Below are 17556 nucleotides of genomic sequence, written 5' to 3' on the forward strand. Positions count from 1 at the left end.
TCAGCAAGATAGCAAGCTACCCTCTGTTACCGTTCGACTTGCATGTGTTAAGCCTGCCGCCAGCGTTCAATCTGAGCCATGATCAAACTCTTCAATTTAAAGTTTAATTTGCACCTAAGTGCGACTCAATATTACTGACTAAAACTAATCACCGAAGTGATTGGTTATTCTGAATTAATGAATTAATTCGTGTGTCATTCTATTGATAATGTAACTCTTTCACGAAGTGAAAAGTTACTTTGATTTTTTTGAAATCACATCAACAATGAATGTCCACACAGATTGTTTGATTAAATTGTTAAAGAGCGTGCCTTTCGGCGAGGCACGTATATTACGCGCCTTTCAAACGATGTCAATGGTTTATTTTAACTTTAAAACCAAACCTCTTTCGTTCTCAGAGTTTGGTAAGTAGCTTGCGCTGCATCCCGTGTCTGTGGGGTCGCATTATAGGGATTCAGATCACGTTGGCAAGTATTTATTTGCAATTATTTAAATTTAAAGTTCAAGTGGGCAATTAGTAAACAAGGCGTGCATATATTAGCTAAATTACGCTTGTTTTTTAACTAGACAGATAACATTCAAGAGTTACAACTGTTGTAATTCTTAACTGATTTAAAGGATTCGTAACGAGAAGTTATAAAAAAAGGAGCTTTCGCTCCTTTTTCATAGTTAACAAAGTGCATTATTTTTCATAAAGACAAAGATAAGCTGTCTGCACTGTAACTTTTACGTCAAAGCTGGCATTGCCTTCAACTTCGAATGTTTCGCCAGCATTAAATGTTTTCCATTTTTCTTCACCCGGTAGTTTCACAGTCAAGTTTCCACTTACTACAGTCATGTACTCTTTTGCACCAGTACCGAATGTATAGTCACCAACTTCCATTACACCAACTGTTGCCGGTAATGTTTCACTCTGGAACGCGATTGATTGTACGTTGCCGTCGAAGTATTCATTAGTTTCAAAGCTCATCGTCTTTCCTTTATAGGTGTGGTTTGTCTGTAAATGATTATGACCAAGCTAAATTTAAAACTCAAGACGCTAAATTAAAGACTCAAATTCACTCTGCATTGCTTCAATCATTTCTTGTGCATCCATCCAGTTCATTTCCGCTTCTTCAAGCTGCTCTTTAAGTTCTCTCTGGTTTTTTAACAATTCTGTTAAACGCGACTTTTCAGAGTGTTCATATAATGAAGCATCTGTCAGCTTCTGTTCAATTTCTTCAAGCTGTACAGTAAATTTATCCATCAACTTTTCAGAACTTGTTAACTGCTTCTTATAAGGTGTTAACTTTTTACGAAATTCTGCTTCCAGACGTTTTTGTTCTTTGCGGTTAGCACTAGGAGAATTGTTTTTTTCAACTTCCAGCTCAGGCTGCTTTTCAATTCGCTGCTGATCCGATAGCCAGCGGTGGTAATCATCTAAATCACCAACAAAAGGCTCAACTTTCTGATCATGTACTAAATAAAGATCATCTGTTGTGGTGCGTAATAAATGGCGGTCATGCGAAACAACGACCATCGCACCTTCAAATTCCTGCAGCGCCATGGTTAATGCATGGCGCATTTCCAAATCCAGGTGATTGGTCGGCTCATCAAGTAATAATAGGTTAGGTTTCTGCCACACTAATAATGCTAAAACCAGACGGGCTTTCTCTCCGCCAGAAAAAGGAGCTACTTTATCTAAAGCTTTATCTCCTTGAAAACCAAAGCTTCCGAGAAAATTCCGCAAGGACAGTTCTTTTTCATCTGGTGCCAAACGTGCCAGGTGCTCAAGCGGAGATTCATCTAAACGTAAGAATTCTAACTGGTGCTGTGCAAAATAACCGATTTTAGCATTCGGATTAATTTCTAACTTACCGGAAAAAGGCTGCAGCTGATTTGACAGCAGTTTAATCAAAGTTGATTTACCCGCGCCGTTTCTTCCTAACAAGCCAATACGGCTTCCAGGCACAAGGTTGAGTTTGATTTTATCAAGAATTAACAGGTCATCGTAACCGGCACTGACTTTTTCTAAAGTAAGCAGCGGCATAGGTAATGCGTCCGGCTCTCTAAATGAAAAACTGAACTGACTATCCATATGAGCCGGCAGCAGCTGTTCCATTTTTTCCAGCGCCTTAATACGGCTCTGCGCTTGTTTGGCTTTACTGGCTTTATAACGGAAACGATCAATATAACTCTGCATATGATCCATCTGTTTCTGCTGCTTCTCAAACGAGGCCTGCTGTTGTGCTAATTTTTCAGCGCGCTGTCGTTCAAAACTGCTGTAGTTACCGGTATATTCATGAAGCAGGTTCTGCTCGATATGAATGATTTTATCCACGATCGTATCAATAAAGTCACGGTCATGCGATATCAGCACTAGCGTTCCTGGATATTGACGCAGCCACTTTTCTAACCAGATAACGGCATCTAAATCGAGGTGGTTGGTCGGTTCATCGAGTAACAGTAGATCCGAAGGACAAAGCAGCGCTTGTGCTAAGTTTAAACGCATCCGCCAGCCGCCTGAAAAATCACTGACAGAGCGGCTTTGAGCCTGCTCTGAAAAACCCAGCCCGGCCAATAGTTCAGCAGCGCGAGATTCAATGGTATATCCACCAGCGTTATCTAGAAGAATATGCATTTCCGCTATTTTAGTACCGTCGTTATCGGCCTCTGCTTCTCGGAGCTTTTCCTGCAGCATTCTAAAATCACTGTCACCATCGATAACATACTGCAGTGCATTTTTATCTAAAGCCGGTGTTTCCTGAGCAACGCTGGCAAGGCGCCAGTGATGCGGAAGACTTAAATCACCACCATCCACGTGGGTTTCTTGTTTTAATAAAGTAAAAAAGCTGGACTTGCCGCAGCCGTTTGCCCCGACTAAGCCTACTTTTTGACGAGGGTTGATTGTTGCACTGGCATTTTCAAGTAAAGGTTTACCACCGCGTATAAATTCAATATTACTGGCAACAATCATAAATATGGCTTCTCATATAATAAGGTATAAAAATTAGGAGTGGATAATAACGGACTTTGCAAACTTGAGCTATAGCCGCTGGTAATGAAACTTTATTTGGTTACCATTAAAAAATGATTCATTTATACAGTTGACCACCATGGCTTTATCAAAAACAAAAAAACGCTTTATCGCAGGAGCGACTTGTCCAAAATGTAATGCGCTTGACACGGTTGCACTGACATTAGAAAATGCAGTCGAAACGCTAAATTGTGTGCAGTGTGGTTTTAAACAAACTCAAACACCCAAACAAGCAACCGCAGCTACGCGTCAATTTGAACAGATGATCGGTGTTTTTGATCCCGCTGCAGATTGAGCAAAATTATATATAGTGAGAGATAGAATGAAAATTGAAAATGATTTAGTGGTTTCAATCCACTTTGGTGTTGCAGAAGTTGATGGTCACGCACTAGACAGCACAGAAAACGGCGCGCCGCTTGAATACATTCAAGGAACGCATTATTTAGTGCCTGGATTAGAAGCTGAATTAGCCGGTAAAGAAGTCGGTGATAAATTTGATGTAACACTAGAAGCAGAACAGGCATACGGTCCTTTCCAGGAAGAGTTAGTGCAGCAGGTACCACGCTCTTTATTTGAAGGTGTTGATGAAATTGAAGTTGGTATGTCATTCCAGGCAGAAACAGACCAGGGGCCACGTACTGTTGAAGTTACTGAAGTAACTGAAGAAAATGTCAGCATCGATGCTAACCACCCGCTTGCAGGCATGGCATTACAGTTCGTTGGCGAAGTTGTTGGTATACGTGAAGCCACTGCAGAAGAGCTGGCACATGGTCATATTCATCAAGCCGGCAGCAGCTGTAGCGGTCACAGCCATAAGGAAGATCATGAATGCTGCGGCGGTGATAAAAGTAAACATGCAGAAGGCGAAAGCTGCTGCGGCGGCCACGGTCACGAAGAAAAGAAAGAAGAAAAATCTCCTGAAGGCTGCTGCGGAAGCTGCCACTAAGATTGATTAATCCTTTCAAAAAAACGATTGAATCGCACAACCTTTTAGGCCAAATCAGTGCGATTTAATCTGTTTTTTTATTTCCCGAGTACTGCAGGCTTATCAACTATATCGCATAGGACACGGTTGGATCCGCCAATGGACTCACCGCATCTTTATAACGCGCCTGAATAACCGATATTACCAGCTTAAAATCACTAATAGCTGTCAACTGCCCGTCGCCATTTTCTGCTTCATAACCCGAAAGCTCACTTCTTCGTGCAAAAAAAAGTGAACGCCTCTGCTGCTGAGATGACTCTTTCTGTGTATCCGGATCTGTTTTCTGGTCCTCTTCATTCTGTAGAATACCGCGAGCCTGATCAGAAAACTGCGTTCGGCTTTCATCTTCACGTAATTTTGTATATGAAGAGATAATTTCTGTTTTCGGGATCACCGGTTTGATTATATTATCACGCTGCAGGCTTTCCGTGGGCGGATGAAAGGAAGCTGCAACGGCGGGGGGAAGATGAGCGTTAATATTAACCATAAATGATAATCTTAAACACTGGTATCGATTAATGTACCTAACATATCATCTGCAGTGCTGATCACTTTTGCTGAAGCTTTCGCCTGTAATTCAGCAATTTTTAAATTAATTAACTCTGTTGTTATAGAGGTGGATGCCCGTTCAGCAGATGGAGATCGACTCTCCGGTGTCTGCGGATTTTCCGTCATACTTTTTTCTGCAGTACCCGCATGGGCTATCCGAGCGCTTGATTGACTCAGCTGCGCAGATGCATCTTGAAAACCTGTTAGACCTGAACTATAAGCAGAACGAACATCCATAAATCACCTTCTTATCTACACTTTTTGAAGAAAGGGGTTCATAAAAAGTATGGCACTATCTTAACAGAAATAAAAGAATTGTTCGATTTTTAATCAACAGCGAAATTTATTACCGTTTTACAGAAGTCATCAGCCTCGCTGACAAATGGTGCATGTGATGAATTTATAAATATTTTCTGTTTAGATTCAGGTAATAAACACTGCATTTCGCGGCCGGCCTGCACCGGAACCAGACTGTCAAATAAACCAAACAACGACAAGCATGGTACTTTCAAACACCTGAATTCAGATCTTAAATCACATTCATTGAGCAGATCTAACCCCGATAAAAGCGCCGTTAACTGTGCTTTTTCACTCGAAGCCAACAGTTTTTTCAAAATGACAGTATCTTTACGCGCACTGACACAGCCCATTGCCTGCAGTCCGATAAAGCGAGCTAGGGTTTTATCACAGTTATTTTCCACGCCGGATTTAAAGTTGTTAAAAACAGAAGACTCGACTCCCGGCCAGTTTTCTTCACTGACGAATTTAGGTGAAGCACTCACCTGAATTAATTTCTGAATTTTCTGCGGGTATTTAAGAGCTGCATAGGTCGCAATCAGTCCGCCTAATGACCAGCCGCACCAAACCGCGGAATTCGGGACTACCTTCACAACTGCATCAACAATTTCCTGCAGGTTATATTGTGTTAAAGGTCCGCTCCGACCGAATCCCGGCAAATCAATCAGGTGTAAACGAAAATGTTTACTTAACTGCTCAACAACCGGCGTCCATACAACCGAGTTAACTCCCCAGCCGTGCAGCAGTACTAAATCTTTACCTTCGCCGATCACCCGGCAATACACAGTTTGTTCTATACTCACAATCTCTCTCTTTAATCCGGAGGCACATTTGCATTCAATTTTAAATTTTACAAAACAAAAATTCGAACAATTTATTGAACAGCTTCTGCCCGCTCAATGCTTGTTATGTCATTTACCCAGCAATGATAAACTTATCTGCACATATTGCCAAAATGCATTGGATACAAAGAGACCGTGCTGTCATAAGTGCGGCTTGCGCCTAGCTAAAGCACAAGATTTTTGCGGTGACTGCCTGCAGCAGGAACACCTGTTTACACAGCTGCATGCACTTGCCGATTATCAGAGCCCCTATTCATCGTTAATTAAAAAATTCAAATATGCAAAAAAATTGATTCACGGCGAGCTATTAGGGGAGCTGCTGACATCATCGGTCAGCAGCAATGTAGATTTACAGACCATAGCCGAAGTTGATTATCTATTAGCGATCCCGCTGCACAGAAAGAAACATCAAAAACGTGGTTTTAACCAGGCAGAGATTATTGCACAAGTGGCCTCTAAACAGCTTGCTATCCCGCTGCTTAATGCTGTTGAACGCCACAAAAACACGTCAGCACAAGAAGGTTTATCCCTCAAAAAAAGAAAGCATAATTTAAATAATGCTTTTTCGCTTAAGCAGGCACAGCAGGATAAACTTGCCGGTACTCATATTGTTATTATTGATGATGTGGTTACAACTGGTGCAACGGTAAATAGTTTGTGTCAGATATTGCTGCAGGCGGGTGTACGGCGTATTGATATCTGGTGTGTATGCAGAACAGCGCTACCGGTTCATAAATTAACATCTGATAAACAAGCTTCCATTTAAAATTATTTTCACTATCATCAGAGATTCAATAATATTTCCCTGACAGGTAACAATAATCACGACTCTTTGCTTTGTGCTTACAGGCAATGCTGGTTATAATGCCTGAGTAAATGACTCAAGATTAAGGTTTAACAATGATTGAAATCACTCCTGTTGCACAAGCACATTTTAAAAAGTTACTTGAACCACAAAAAGAAGGTACAAACATTCGTGTGTTTGTTATCAACCCAGGTACCCCTAAAGCAGAATGTGGCGTTTCTTACTGTCCGCCGGAAGCTGTTGAAGGAAGTGATACCCGCTTAAACTTTGACGGGTTTGATGCCTTAGTTGATGATGTCAGCCTGCCGTTTTTAGAAGATGCTTTTGTGGATCTGGTTGAGGAAGAAACTGGTACACAATTAACACTAAAAGCGCCTAATGCGAAAATGCGCAAAGTAAAAGACGATGCACCGTTAATGGAACGTGTTGAATATGTTATTCAAGTGCAGGTAAATCCGCAGCTGGCAGGTCACGGCGGCTTTATCAAACTAATTGAAATTACTGAAGACAATGTCGCAGTCATTGAATTCGGCGGCGGCTGTAACGGCTGTTCTCAAGTAGATTTAACACTGAAAGAAGGCATCGAAAAAGAGTTATTAGAAGAGTTCTCAGGCGAATTAAATGCTGTTCGAGATATCACCGAACATCAAAGCGGCGATCATTCTTTTTATAAGTAAGCTTTAAACGAATAAGTATTATAGTACCGCCCTGCCGGTAAAAAGGAGAGTATATTTTATCTATATACTCTCCTTTTATATATTCTAGATAGATCGATTTACCAACGATCTAAGCTTTGTCAGAGGAAGCTTATTTTCATCAAAAAAGTTCTGCATTCGTAATAAAGTGATCCCGCCATATCCTGGATTACGAGTCAATGCCCGCTCCATCTGCTGCCAGCCCTGTTCTCCATAAAGTTCACCTGCCAGTGCGTTTTCCCCCATTAACTCGACCCCGACTTCATTAGCCGCATCAGCCATCCAGTTAACCAGATCTTCTGCCCGAGAATAGCCTTCATGATCTTTGTTTATCATCTCCAGGCAAGTAAAATGAACGACCACCCGCGAAAGATATTCTTCAGGAATAATCCCTTTGAGTAACTGCACGTATTCACCCGCATTTTTGTGATTAAGATTTGGATGCACGCGAATTAATCCCGCTGATATCTCTGCTGCCCGCGGCATTTTCGGATCGCTGATTTCCCAGTGGATACCGGGGATTTTAATGCCTATTGGCACATTTATATAATCACTGTCAGTAAACAGCTTTAATACGCCGCCAAGAACATCGTGTCCGTGCTGTACTAGTTTTGCGTTGTACCAGGTCAGCAGCTCTCTACCCCAGGCACTATAAATGTATTTTTTATTTTCAAATAAACTATCGGCACTCGGCATTGTGATCTCATCAAAGCTTTGGTGCTGAGTACCGAAAGTGTAATTCAATGCTTCAATAGTGTTGAATTTATTACGTAAATAAATACACCAGTCACGCTGAGCAAGCGGACTGTAACACTGCAGAGTGCCGCGATTCGGGTAATCCCCCCAGTCGTGCGCATTGTAGCTCGGATAACGTAACTCCCCTGCCGGGCCCATACTTATATTTATTTCATCAATCAGGTGCGCCTGGCAGCGATAGTGATCTCGGAATGCCTGCACAAAAGCTAAATAATAAGGTAATACATAAGGATCGGCCCACAATGAAACATATTCCATTGAAGCATCACCGGTTTCACTGACATACTGCAGATCACGGACAGATTCAATATCTCGATGCTGTTCGAGTAACTTGCCCCATAACCATAGAGGAATGGTCTGGTTAAAATCATCATTTACATTACCTCCGGCCTGATGAAAGGACAAAATGGGGACCCAATGCATATTATTGCTGTCAAGCACCTCAACAAGCCGATCGTAATAGCTCCAGTCAAACTCCCCCGGATGACGTCCTTCAATAAGACCCCACCATAGGTCGGTTGAAACAGCCGTTACACCGGCTTCACGCAGTATATTAAGTTCCTGTTCAAAAACCTGCCAGTTCTCCTCTTCAAGCAGCTGCTTTTGACTGGCGACTTTTAAGTGCAGAGGAGCCATTACTCGGAAGGACTTCCTCACAGCCCCCTGGTACTGCCCCTGCGCATATTTTAACTGCCCGAACTGACGCAGTCTAGAACAGCCGATTCCGTCATCGTCACTCAGAATATCCAGATCACGCAGGATCCAGCCGCTAAACGCATCCTGCTTCATGACTCTTTCTAATAATTTATCCCATTCAGCGTGTTGTTCCAGTTTCACCTGCTGGCTGTTTCCGGTAATGAGCTGCAGGTTAAGATCTTGCGCGGCAGAGATAAGTGCCCAATGATTCTGCTGAGTTGATTCGTCTAACCCGCAAATAAGCAGACGAGTTCGGGACTTCCACGTGCCGTTAAGTAAACGGGAAAAGCTCTGCAGCCAGTTATTTTTCTGCATCTGCTGATCGGCACCTAACTGCGGGCATAACCCTGATACTAATTCAGCAATTTCAGCACTGTTTTTCAGATCCGGTAAATGCAGAGCAAAACGTAAACCAAGCGTAGTTTTCTGCCATTGTTGGTTAAATACTTTATCGGCCAGAGCAAGTAAGCGTTGACCATGATCCATAAGCCCCTGATGATACCAGCTAAGAAAGTAGTTAAAAGCCTCGCTCTCGGCCCCCTGATGCAGGTCTTGTAAATAACTCAGCTGCTGCTCAAAAAAATCATCGTTCATTAACTGTAGATATAAATCCTGGTTTTTAAGGGCAGGTTCGCTTTTCGTCTGCAGCTCAATAAACTGCTTAAAATCTGCTTTTGCAGCCGCACTAAAACAAGGCAGCTGCAGAAAATCAGGGCCTTCGCTATGAAAGCCTAAAAAAGGATAACGCAGTTCACCTTCAGGGCCACCGCCTAAATTGATATGGGGAATATGATCAGACAAATCTGAAAAATGCTGCTGAAAACCAGATAATAAGCGTTCAAAATAGGGTAGAACCAGATGATCGCTCCACAGCGATGTTGCGGCGAAACTATCCTGGCCATAGCTGTCGATATATTTAATACTGTCAGCAGCATCATCTGACAGCTCGTTAACTAATAATCCCCATAACCAGTCCGGCAGCAGATTTAACAGGCTTGCATCTTTTAAACCTGTTGCCGCAGAATGAAACTCTGGAATGACTTTTAGTCCCTGGCTAATGCAGATTTCGATTACTCGACGGTAACTTGCCCAGTTACTCTGCAGCTCTGCACTATGAGGACCGTATGGTTCAATAACTCGCCAGCTGACAGGTAAAATAACGGCATCAACGCCCAAAGATTTTGCGCGTTTCAGATGTTTTAAAAAAGCCTTGTTCCAGGGGTTATTGCTTTTACTCAACAATCCCAGACGACGAATAAAACTCGCCGGCATTTGAACCCAGACCTGCAGCGCTTTCTGCACATTAACCATAGTAATATTCCTTAGTTATTATAAATAGTTATCCATAAAACATGATCTACAATAATGTGAGTTAAAGCGTTAGTCTCCCTCCCTCTTCTACGCCCCCTGGACGAGTCTGACAATAAAAATTGATCAACAGGCATAATCAGCTAAGTTACCATCAATACAAATAGCCGACTCACTACAAATAAAGACCTTTGCTAAATATTTGCTCCAGGCAAGCCCGTAATTTGTTTAAAAAGGCTAAAGTGACAATCCTAAAAACAATTACAAGCTGCACTAAAAAGTGTTTAGCAAGCCTTTTATTCCAAAATTCGACGAGAAACGTCTTTTTTTTATAATTTTGAGCGACACATCAAAAATAACACGGGCATTTTCTGAACAGTTCGAGTAGAATGCGCTCCCTCGCAAAAGGTTACTCCTTTAACAGATGCGAAATATTCAGATTAAACCTGCTACGCGGTACACAGCGCGAGAATTAATAGATGGTTTCAGTAGATTATTGAAATTATTAAAGTGACGTAGGTATAGGCTGAATTTAGTGTATTTAAGCAGCAGTTTAAATACGATTTAAACCGAACTCATGAGGCCGCTATGTCAGAGTCAAAAAATACAGAACAACAAACAACAACTACCTTTACAGATTTAAACCTGCCGGAAACAATTCTTAAAGTTGTTTCAGAATTAGGTTACGAAACACCTTCTCCAATCCAAGAACAATGTATTCCGCACCTTTTAAACGGTGAAGATGTATTAGGTCTAGCACAAACGGGTACAGGTAAAACAGCTGCATTCGCACTACCGTTACTTGCAAGTATTGATATCTCTGCAAATCACCCGCAGGTACTTGTGCTTGCACCAACACGTGAATTAGCTATTCAGGTTGCCGAAGCATTCCAGACTTACGCACGTCATTTACGTGGTTTCCATGTTATGCCGATTTACGGTGGTCAAAGCTACGACATTCAGTTCAAACAATTACGTCGAGGCCCGCAAGTTGTTGTCGGTACACCTGGTCGTATAATGGATCACCTGAAACGTAAAACATTAGACCTTTCAAACCTAACAACATTAGTGCTTGATGAAGCTGATGAGATGCTGCGTATGGGTTTCATCGACGACGTTGAAACAATCATGAAAGATATGCCTGAAAAGCATCAGACTGCGCTTTTCTCAGCAACAATGCCGGATCAGATCAAACGTATAACTAAACGTTACATGAACAACCCGACTGAAGTTAAAATCAAAGCTAAAACTTCAACTGTTGAAAATATCGAACAGAAATGCTGGATTGTACGCGGCGTTAATAAACTTGATGCACTAACACGCATGCTTGAAACAGAAGAGTTTGACGGTGTCATCATTTTTGCCCGTACTAAAACTGCAACTGTTGAATTAGCTGAAAAATTAGAAGCTCGCGGTTACCGTAGTGCGGCGTTAAACGGCGATATGAACCAGCAGACTCGTGAGCGTACTATTGCTCGTCTTAAGTCAGGTGGTTTAGATATTTTAGTTGCAACTGATGTTGCAGCACGTGGTCTTGACGTTGAACGTTTAAGCCTGGTAGTTAACTACGATATCCCGACAGATACTGAATCTTACGTTCACCGTATCGGCCGTACGGGTCGTGCAGGCCGTAAAGGTAAAGCGATCTTATTCGCAGCACCACGTGAGCGTCGTTTATTACAAGCAATCGAACGTGCAACTCGTCAAAAAATTACCATTATGGATCTACCGACTCATGATGAAGTAACAAAAACACGTATATCTAACTTTGAAAAACAAGTTGCAGCTGTGTGTGAAAGCGAAGATCTTTCTTTCTACCGCACTTTATTTGAACAAGTTCAAAACAACAGTGAACTTGAAGAGTTAGATTTAGTTGCAGCTCTTCTGTACATGGCACAGAAAGATAAACCACTTCAGCCGGTTGAAGAAAAATTTGTAGAGCCTCGTTCGAATGACCGTGGAGACCGTAATCGTCGAGATCGTGGTGATCGCAACGACCGCAGCCGTGACCGTGGACGTGATCGTGCAGAGCGCGGTGGTGATAAGCCTCGTGGACGTGGACGCCCTACAGATGTTGAACTAGAGACATACCGTTTAGATGTTGGTCGTTCACACGGTGTACAAGTTAAAAACATCGTTGGTGCGATTGCTAACGAAGCAGATATCAACAGCCGTTTTATCGGAGATATCAAGCTGAGTGATGATCATTCAACAATTGAGTTACCGAAAGGTATGCCGGCAGATACCCTAAAACATCTTGAAAATGTTTATGTCTGCAAACGTCAGTTGAAAATCAAAAAGAACTAATTAAACTTTAGTTTCTAAATTAAGGGTGCTTTTCAGCGCCCTTTTTTGTGCGCGTAGATAAATTTACTTAGCTTCGCTAATGCCGACCCGCTTAATAATATGCACTGCTTTAGGAAGTGAGGCTTCTGCCTCGCCTTTTGTACTGCGCGCTTAAACCACGCTTGCAAATAAAAACAGAGTGATTAGCTTGGCGAATTGGAATAATTTAGTTCTTTTAAAAATAGTAACAATACAGACGGTGTGACTAAAGAAGAGGGCAGACTAGAAAATGAGAAAAGGGCATTGGGGTAAAAATAATTACCCCAAATATAGTGGAAAAACTTATTTCTTAACCGGACGTTTCCAGTTGTTGATATTACGCTGCTTAGCACGCGCAACGGCTAGTGCATTTTCCGGCACATCATTTACAACCGTTGTACCGGCAGCCGTTGTTGCACCGTTAGCAATCGTTACAGGCGCAATCAGCTGACAGTCAGAGCCGACAAAGACATCATTACCAATTTTAGTCTGGAATTTATTGGCACCGTCATAATTACAAGTGATCACACCGGCACCGATATTAACATTGCGCCCAACCGTACTGTCACCGATATAGCTTAAATGACCACATTTAGTGCCGTTGCCTAGTGTCGATTTTTTGATTTCGACAAAGTTGCCAACGTGCACCTCTTTTTCAATCACGGTATCAGGACGAATGCGTGCAAACGGACCAATCGTTGCGTTATCACCAATACGGCTGCCTTCAATAATCGAATTTGCCTGAATAACCACATTGTTTTCAATATCACAATTGTCCAGTATACAGTTCGGCCCGATAACCACACCGTCACCTAAATTCACACTGCCTTTGATAATAACATTAACATCAATATCAACATCCTGGCCGCAGGTAAGTTCACCGCGCAGATCAAAACGCGCCGGATCACGAAGCATCACACCACGCAATAATAGCTGCTCTGCTTTTTTCAGCTGGTAAGTGCGCTCTAAGTTAGACAGCTGTAAACGGTTATTTACACCTTCAACTTCAAAGCTGTCTTCCGGGTGAACAGCATTAATAATACGCCCTTCCTGATGAGCCATTTTAATAATATCAGTAAGATAAAACTCACCGGCAGCATTATCGTTACGTAAAGCAGGCAGCCAGCGGCGCAGATCACGAGAACTGGCAACTAAAATCCCGGTATTGACCTCATTAATATTCAGCTGGTTCTGAGTTGCATCTTTCTGCTCAACAATACCAACAACATCACCGTCAACACGTTCAATACGGCCGTAACCAGTAGGATCATCCAGCTTAATGGTTAATAGACCAATGCCGCCTTCCGGCTGAACATCAATCAAATTCTGCAGAGTTTTTGCAGAAAGCAGAGGAACATCACCGTAAACAATTAATATTTTTTCCGTTTCTCTGAAATGCGGCATCGCCATCTGCATCGCATGACCCGTTCCTAACTGCTCAGACTGCTTTATCCAGTTCAAGCGGCGCTCAGTGATCTGCTCTTTCATCTGATCTCCGCCATGCCCGTATATCAGATGGATATTTTCAGAACCGATGCCTTTAACAGTATCGATAACATGCTGCACCATAGGTTTGTCGGCAATTTTATGAAGTACCTTCGGCAGACGAGAGCACATTCGCGTACCTTTACCGGCAGCAAGAATAACAACACTAAGAGACATAATTGGAGCTCCAAAATAGAATAAAATTAAGGTCATATTTTAACGGACTTTTCAGCAGGAACGAATAAGAAAATAAGCATGTACAGGTTTTTCTATTAAATAATTCACACAAATATTAAAAATATAACCATTAAAGTTTAAATTTCTCTATAAAAGAGAACAGATATTCACCATAATCTTCACTACAGAATTTTTCTCCGCAATATAGGCCGTGCATGAAACAAAAAATATTACAAGAGATGCGTGTTTTACCAAGCATAAACATTGAAGCTGAAATCCAGAGACGTATTAATTTCATTAAAGAAAAATTACAACAGGCGCATTGTAAAACATTAGTGTTAGGCATTAGCGGCGGTGTCGATTCAAGCACTGCGGGACGTTTATGCCAGCTGGCTGTTGAGCAGCTTAATCAAACAGAAAAAGACAAAGAATATCAGTTTATTGCCGTACGCTTACCTTACGCAGTACAAAAAGACGAAGATGAAGCACAGCTGGCATTGCAGTTTATCCAACCTTCTCACTCTGTTAGTGTTAATGTCCAGAGCGGCGCAGACGGCATACATGAAAGCACCTTAGCTGCACTTCGAAATTCAGACCTGGCTGTTTCTGATAAATCTAAAATAGACTTTGTGAAAGGTAATGTTAAAGCGCGTATGCGCATGATTGCACAATATGAAATAGCCGGTTTAACCGGCGGCTTAGTGGTAGGGACAGATCATAGTGCTGAAAACATCACCGGTTTTTATACTAAACATGGTGACGGCGCTTGTGATTTAGCACCGTTATTCGGTTTAAACAAACGTCAGGTACGAGCATTAGCAAGACACTTAGGAGCGCCGGCTTTATTAGTTGAAAAAGCCCCGACAGCAGATTTAGAAGAAGACCAGCCGCAGCTTGAAGATGAAATAGCTTTAGGCATGACCTACGATCAGATTGACGACTTTTTAGAAGGAAAAAGCATCAAGCAGGAGATTGAAGATAAGTTAATTGCAATTTATCTACGCACTCAGCACAAACGTTTACCTATTCCAACGATTTACGATTAATAAAATCACTGGCTTCCTGCATATTTATGCAGGAATTCAGCCTTATTTTCTAAAATTTACAACATATAGGCTTATTTATTCATCTACAACAATCAAAACACTAGCCATAACAAAGCCGATAGTGGTAAATTCGTAATTCGGTTAATCATTAACCGAATACTCTTTTATCTTTTTAAAAATTAAGGAAGGTCGGAAAATGAAAAAAGTTGGTTTAGTTGGTTGGCGCGGTATGGTTGGCTCTGTGCTTATGCAAAGAATGCGTGATGAGAATGATTTTGCAACGATTGAGCCTGTATTTTTTACCACCTCACAAGTGGGTCTTGCTTCACCTGAAATCGGAAAACCAACCGATACATTAAAAGATGCCTTTGAAATTGAAGCGCTGGCAAAAATGGATATCATCGTAACCTGTCAGGGCGGTGACTACACCAATGAAGTTTACCCGAAACTACGGGCATCCGGCTGGAACGGTTACTGGATTGATGCAGCTTCTTCATTGCGTATGAAAGACGACAGCATTATCGTATTAGATCCGGTTAATAGAGATGTTATTAAACAAGGTTTAACTGACGGCATTAAAACTTATGTCGGTGGTAACTGTACGGTTTCGTTATTACTAATTGCTCTGGGCGGTTTATTTGAACAAGACCTGATCGAGTGGGTAACACCGCATACTTACCAGGCGGCATCTGGAGCCGGCGCGCGCAACATGCGAGAGCTGATCAGCCAGATGGGTTCAATTCATGATCTTGTTAGCGATAAGCTTGCAGATCCTGCTTCAGCGATTCTGGAAATCGATCAGCAGGTTGCAGAGCATATTCGTAGTGATGCATTACCAACAGAGCAGTTCGGCGCACCTTTAGCCGGCAGCCTGATCCCATGGATTGATGTACCTATGCCTTCTGGACAAAGTAAAGAAGAGTGGAAAGCGCAGGTTGAAGCAAATAAAATTTTAGGCACAAGTGATAATCAGACTCCTATTGACGGATTATGTGTACGAATCGGTGCCATGCGCTGCCATAGCCAGGCTATCACGATGAAACTGAAGAAAGATGTTTCAGTTGCTGAAATTGAAAATATCTTAGCTTCACATAATGAGTGGGTTAAAGTTATTCCTAATGAGCGGGATATCACAGCGCAGGAACTTTCTCCGGCAAAAGTAACCGGCACCTTAAGTGTACCGGTTGGTCGTATCCGTAAGCTGACAATGGGCCCTGAATATATCAGCGCCTTTACCGTTGGTGACCAGCTGTTATGGGGTGCTGCTGAGCCGCTGCGCCGTATGCTCAATATTCTGCAGGAATCATAAGATAACCCGCAAAGTAAAATAAAAAGGCTTCTTTAACAGAAGCCTTTTTTACTGCTGTTTCATTGTTGATCATTTATGCACGGCACTCTGTTTAATGATGGCGCATCTGGCTTCAGTAACAAAAGAACTTGTATATTTGCTGGTATTTCTACCTGTCACCGATATATCGTTTGCCCCGTAATGCAGATCCGTGATTAAGAAATTACCCGCACTGGAAAACCCGCCGCCAGTCACATCATAACCATTATGACATTTAGTTCCGGCTTTAACTGTCCCCCCGGGCTTAACATTCATGGAGTTTTTAAGCACTGTGACTGTATGCAGGTAATAACCGCTGCCTGCACCGATATTACTACACACTAAGGAGCCGTCTTCCTGAATTTCAGAAACTGCAAATCCATCCGGACATGAGCCGTTAATAATATTCTGCTTTAACAAAAGCAGCGTATTAATGCTGGCGGTTTCCGCCTCTAACAGAGCGATTAAATCCGAGTTATTATCAATCTGTCCCTGCAGTCCCTGCTCAAGCGAAATCATATCGCTATTGACTAACATAACAGCACTCTGCAGTGACAATATTTCAGCCTCATTAGCACTAACCTGCGCCTCTAACAAATCAAGATTGCCTGCATTGGCCAAAATATCATCCTTAAGGGTAACATTTTCAAACTCCAGCATCTCAATCCTTGAAAGAATCTCAGTAATATCACTAATATTCTGCTCAACCAATAAACCTAACGCCATATTCTGATTCTGCAGAGTGACAACGGCCATTTCATTAGCACCGACACGTTCTTCTATCGTATCAACTTCAGCAACAAGCAGTTCGACCTGTTCTTCCAGAGAGCTGATCGCCCCTTCCACAACAACGATCTGATCCTGGATAGCAACAAAGGGTTTACCTTTCGGTTTACCGCCGGCAAGCGCACTGCTCGATGAAGCGGTCAGCAGAAGGATCGCCAGTAATGATTTTATAAACAATGATTTCATCTTCTTTCTCCTTAACTATCAAATAGTAAGCAACTATTCCACCGGTTACCAGACAACTGTATTACAAACTCTTTTGAATCTGTTAACAAACAAAAGAAACTATTTTTGATACCCCTTAAGTATGAGCGGCGGGAGCAAAAAGAAGCGGTCATTTAAGCTAAATAAAAGACAAATTAAAGCCGCTGTATTGAGGCATAAATTCACTGTAGACAGGCTGTGCAGCAGCAGTATCGATATAGAAGAAAAGAGCGACAGGGGACGGGCAAGTAATAAAA

Annotated in this window: 15 protein-coding genes and 1 rRNA gene; 7 read left to right on the forward strand and 9 right to left on the reverse strand. The window is 42.1% G+C overall.

Translation table 11 applies throughout. The features are described from left to right. The 3 genes from G327_RS0114120 to G327_RS0114130 all read right to left on the reverse strand — a co-directional run. A 16S ribosomal RNA gene (locus G327_RS0114120) occupies positions 1-98 on the reverse strand; the annotation flags it as partial. A 584-nt stretch (positions 99-682) separates the two neighbouring features. Continuing rightward, positions 683-970 (reverse strand): pyrimidine/purine nucleoside phosphorylase, encoded by a 288-nt coding sequence (ppnP, locus tag G327_RS0114125; RefSeq protein WP_019615441.1) that lies wholly within the window; start codon positions 968-970, stop codon positions 683-685. A gap of 69 nt (positions 971-1039) precedes the next feature. Continuing rightward, on the reverse strand, positions 1040-2956 hold the full coding sequence (locus G327_RS0114130; protein ID WP_019615442.1) for an ABC transporter ATP-binding protein: 1917 nt from the start codon (positions 2954-2956) through the stop codon (positions 1040-1042). 139 nt (positions 2957-3095) lie between these two features. Here G327_RS0114130 and G327_RS0114135 point away from each other — a divergent pair, with 139 nt between their 5' ends. Both G327_RS0114135 and slyD read left to right on the forward strand, forming a co-directional pair. Beyond that, positions 3096-3311, forward strand: coding sequence for a YheV family putative zinc ribbon protein (locus tag G327_RS0114135; protein WP_019615443.1), 216 nt, complete (start codon positions 3096-3098; stop codon positions 3309-3311). Between the two features lie 27 nt (positions 3312-3338). Next, complete coding sequence (slyD, locus tag G327_RS0114140) at positions 3339-3962, forward strand: peptidylprolyl isomerase (RefSeq protein WP_019615444.1); 624 nt, start codon at positions 3339-3341, stop codon at positions 3960-3962. A gap of 106 nt (positions 3963-4068) precedes the next feature. Here the strand turns inward: slyD and G327_RS0114145 are convergent, their stop codons facing one another. The 3 genes from G327_RS0114145 to bioH all read right to left on the reverse strand — a co-directional run bounded on the left by G327_RS0114145 (position 4069) and on the right by bioH (position 5650). Then, entirely contained in the window at positions 4069-4488 is a 420-nt protein-coding gene (locus tag G327_RS0114145; RefSeq protein WP_019615445.1) for a hypothetical protein, read from the reverse strand. Between the two features lie 11 nt (positions 4489-4499). After that, the gene (locus G327_RS0114150) at positions 4500-4787 is read right to left on the reverse strand and encodes a hypothetical protein (protein WP_019615446.1); all 288 of its coding nucleotides are present in this window, start codon (positions 4785-4787) and stop codon (positions 4500-4502) included. 89 nt (positions 4788-4876) lie between these two features. Beyond that, a complete protein-coding gene (bioH, locus tag G327_RS0114155) occupies positions 4877-5650 on the reverse strand; it encodes a pimeloyl-ACP methyl ester esterase BioH (protein WP_019615447.1) in 774 nt (257 codons plus the stop codon). A 28-nt stretch (positions 5651-5678) separates the two neighbouring features. On the opposite strand from bioH, the gene G327_RS24765 reads away from it, so the two are divergent. After that, positions 5679-6455, forward strand: a complete 777-nt coding sequence (locus tag G327_RS24765; RefSeq protein ID WP_281167235.1) for a ComFC family protein — start codon at positions 5679-5681, stop codon at positions 6453-6455. A gap of 134 nt (positions 6456-6589) precedes the next feature. After that, positions 6590-7171: a Fe-S biogenesis protein NfuA gene (gene nfuA, locus G327_RS0114165; RefSeq protein WP_019615449.1), complete on the forward strand. Its 582-nt coding sequence runs from the start codon at positions 6590-6592 to the stop codon at positions 7169-7171. An 84-nt stretch (positions 7172-7255) separates the two neighbouring features. Here nfuA and G327_RS26120 read toward each other — a convergent pair whose 3' ends face one another. Beyond that, entirely contained in the window at positions 7256-9952 is a 2697-nt protein-coding gene (locus tag G327_RS26120; protein WP_019615450.1) for a family 14 glycosylhydrolase, read from the reverse strand. Positions 9953-10537: 585 nt separating this feature from the next. On the opposite strand from G327_RS26120, the gene G327_RS0114175 reads away from it, so the two are divergent. Next, positions 10538-12256: a DEAD/DEAH box helicase gene (locus tag G327_RS0114175; RefSeq protein ID WP_019615451.1), complete on the forward strand. Its 1719-nt coding sequence runs from the start codon at positions 10538-10540 to the stop codon at positions 12254-12256. Positions 12257-12577: 321 nt separating this feature from the next. Here G327_RS0114175 and glmU read toward each other — a convergent pair whose 3' ends face one another. Further along, entirely contained in the window at positions 12578-13936 is a 1359-nt protein-coding gene (gene glmU, locus G327_RS0114180; protein ID WP_019615452.1) for a bifunctional UDP-N-acetylglucosamine diphosphorylase/glucosamine-1-phosphate N-acetyltransferase GlmU, read from the reverse strand. A gap of 215 nt (positions 13937-14151) precedes the next feature. Between glmU and nadE the strand changes: the two genes are divergently transcribed. Then, positions 14152-14982 carry an ammonia-dependent NAD(+) synthetase gene (gene nadE, locus G327_RS0114185; protein ID WP_019615453.1) on the forward strand — a complete coding sequence of 277 codons (831 nt, stop codon included), beginning with the start codon at positions 14152-14154 and terminating at the stop codon, positions 14980-14982. A 196-nt stretch (positions 14983-15178) separates the two neighbouring features. Beyond that, positions 15179-16291: an aspartate-semialdehyde dehydrogenase gene (gene asd / locus G327_RS0114190; RefSeq protein ID WP_019615454.1), complete on the forward strand. Its 1113-nt coding sequence runs from the start codon at positions 15179-15181 to the stop codon at positions 16289-16291. A 69-nt stretch (positions 16292-16360) separates the two neighbouring features. Here asd and G327_RS0114200 read toward each other — a convergent pair whose 3' ends face one another. Beyond that, positions 16361-17281 carry a hypothetical protein gene (locus G327_RS0114200; protein WP_019615456.1) on the reverse strand — a complete coding sequence of 307 codons (921 nt, stop codon included), beginning with the start codon at positions 17279-17281 and terminating at the stop codon, positions 16361-16363. Positions 17282-17556: the final 275 nt, after the last annotated feature.

The organism is Psychromonas ossibalaenae ATCC BAA-1528 (assembly GCF_000381745.1).
Taxonomy (GTDB): Bacteria; Pseudomonadota; Gammaproteobacteria; order Enterobacterales; family Psychromonadaceae; genus Psychromonas; species Psychromonas ossibalaenae.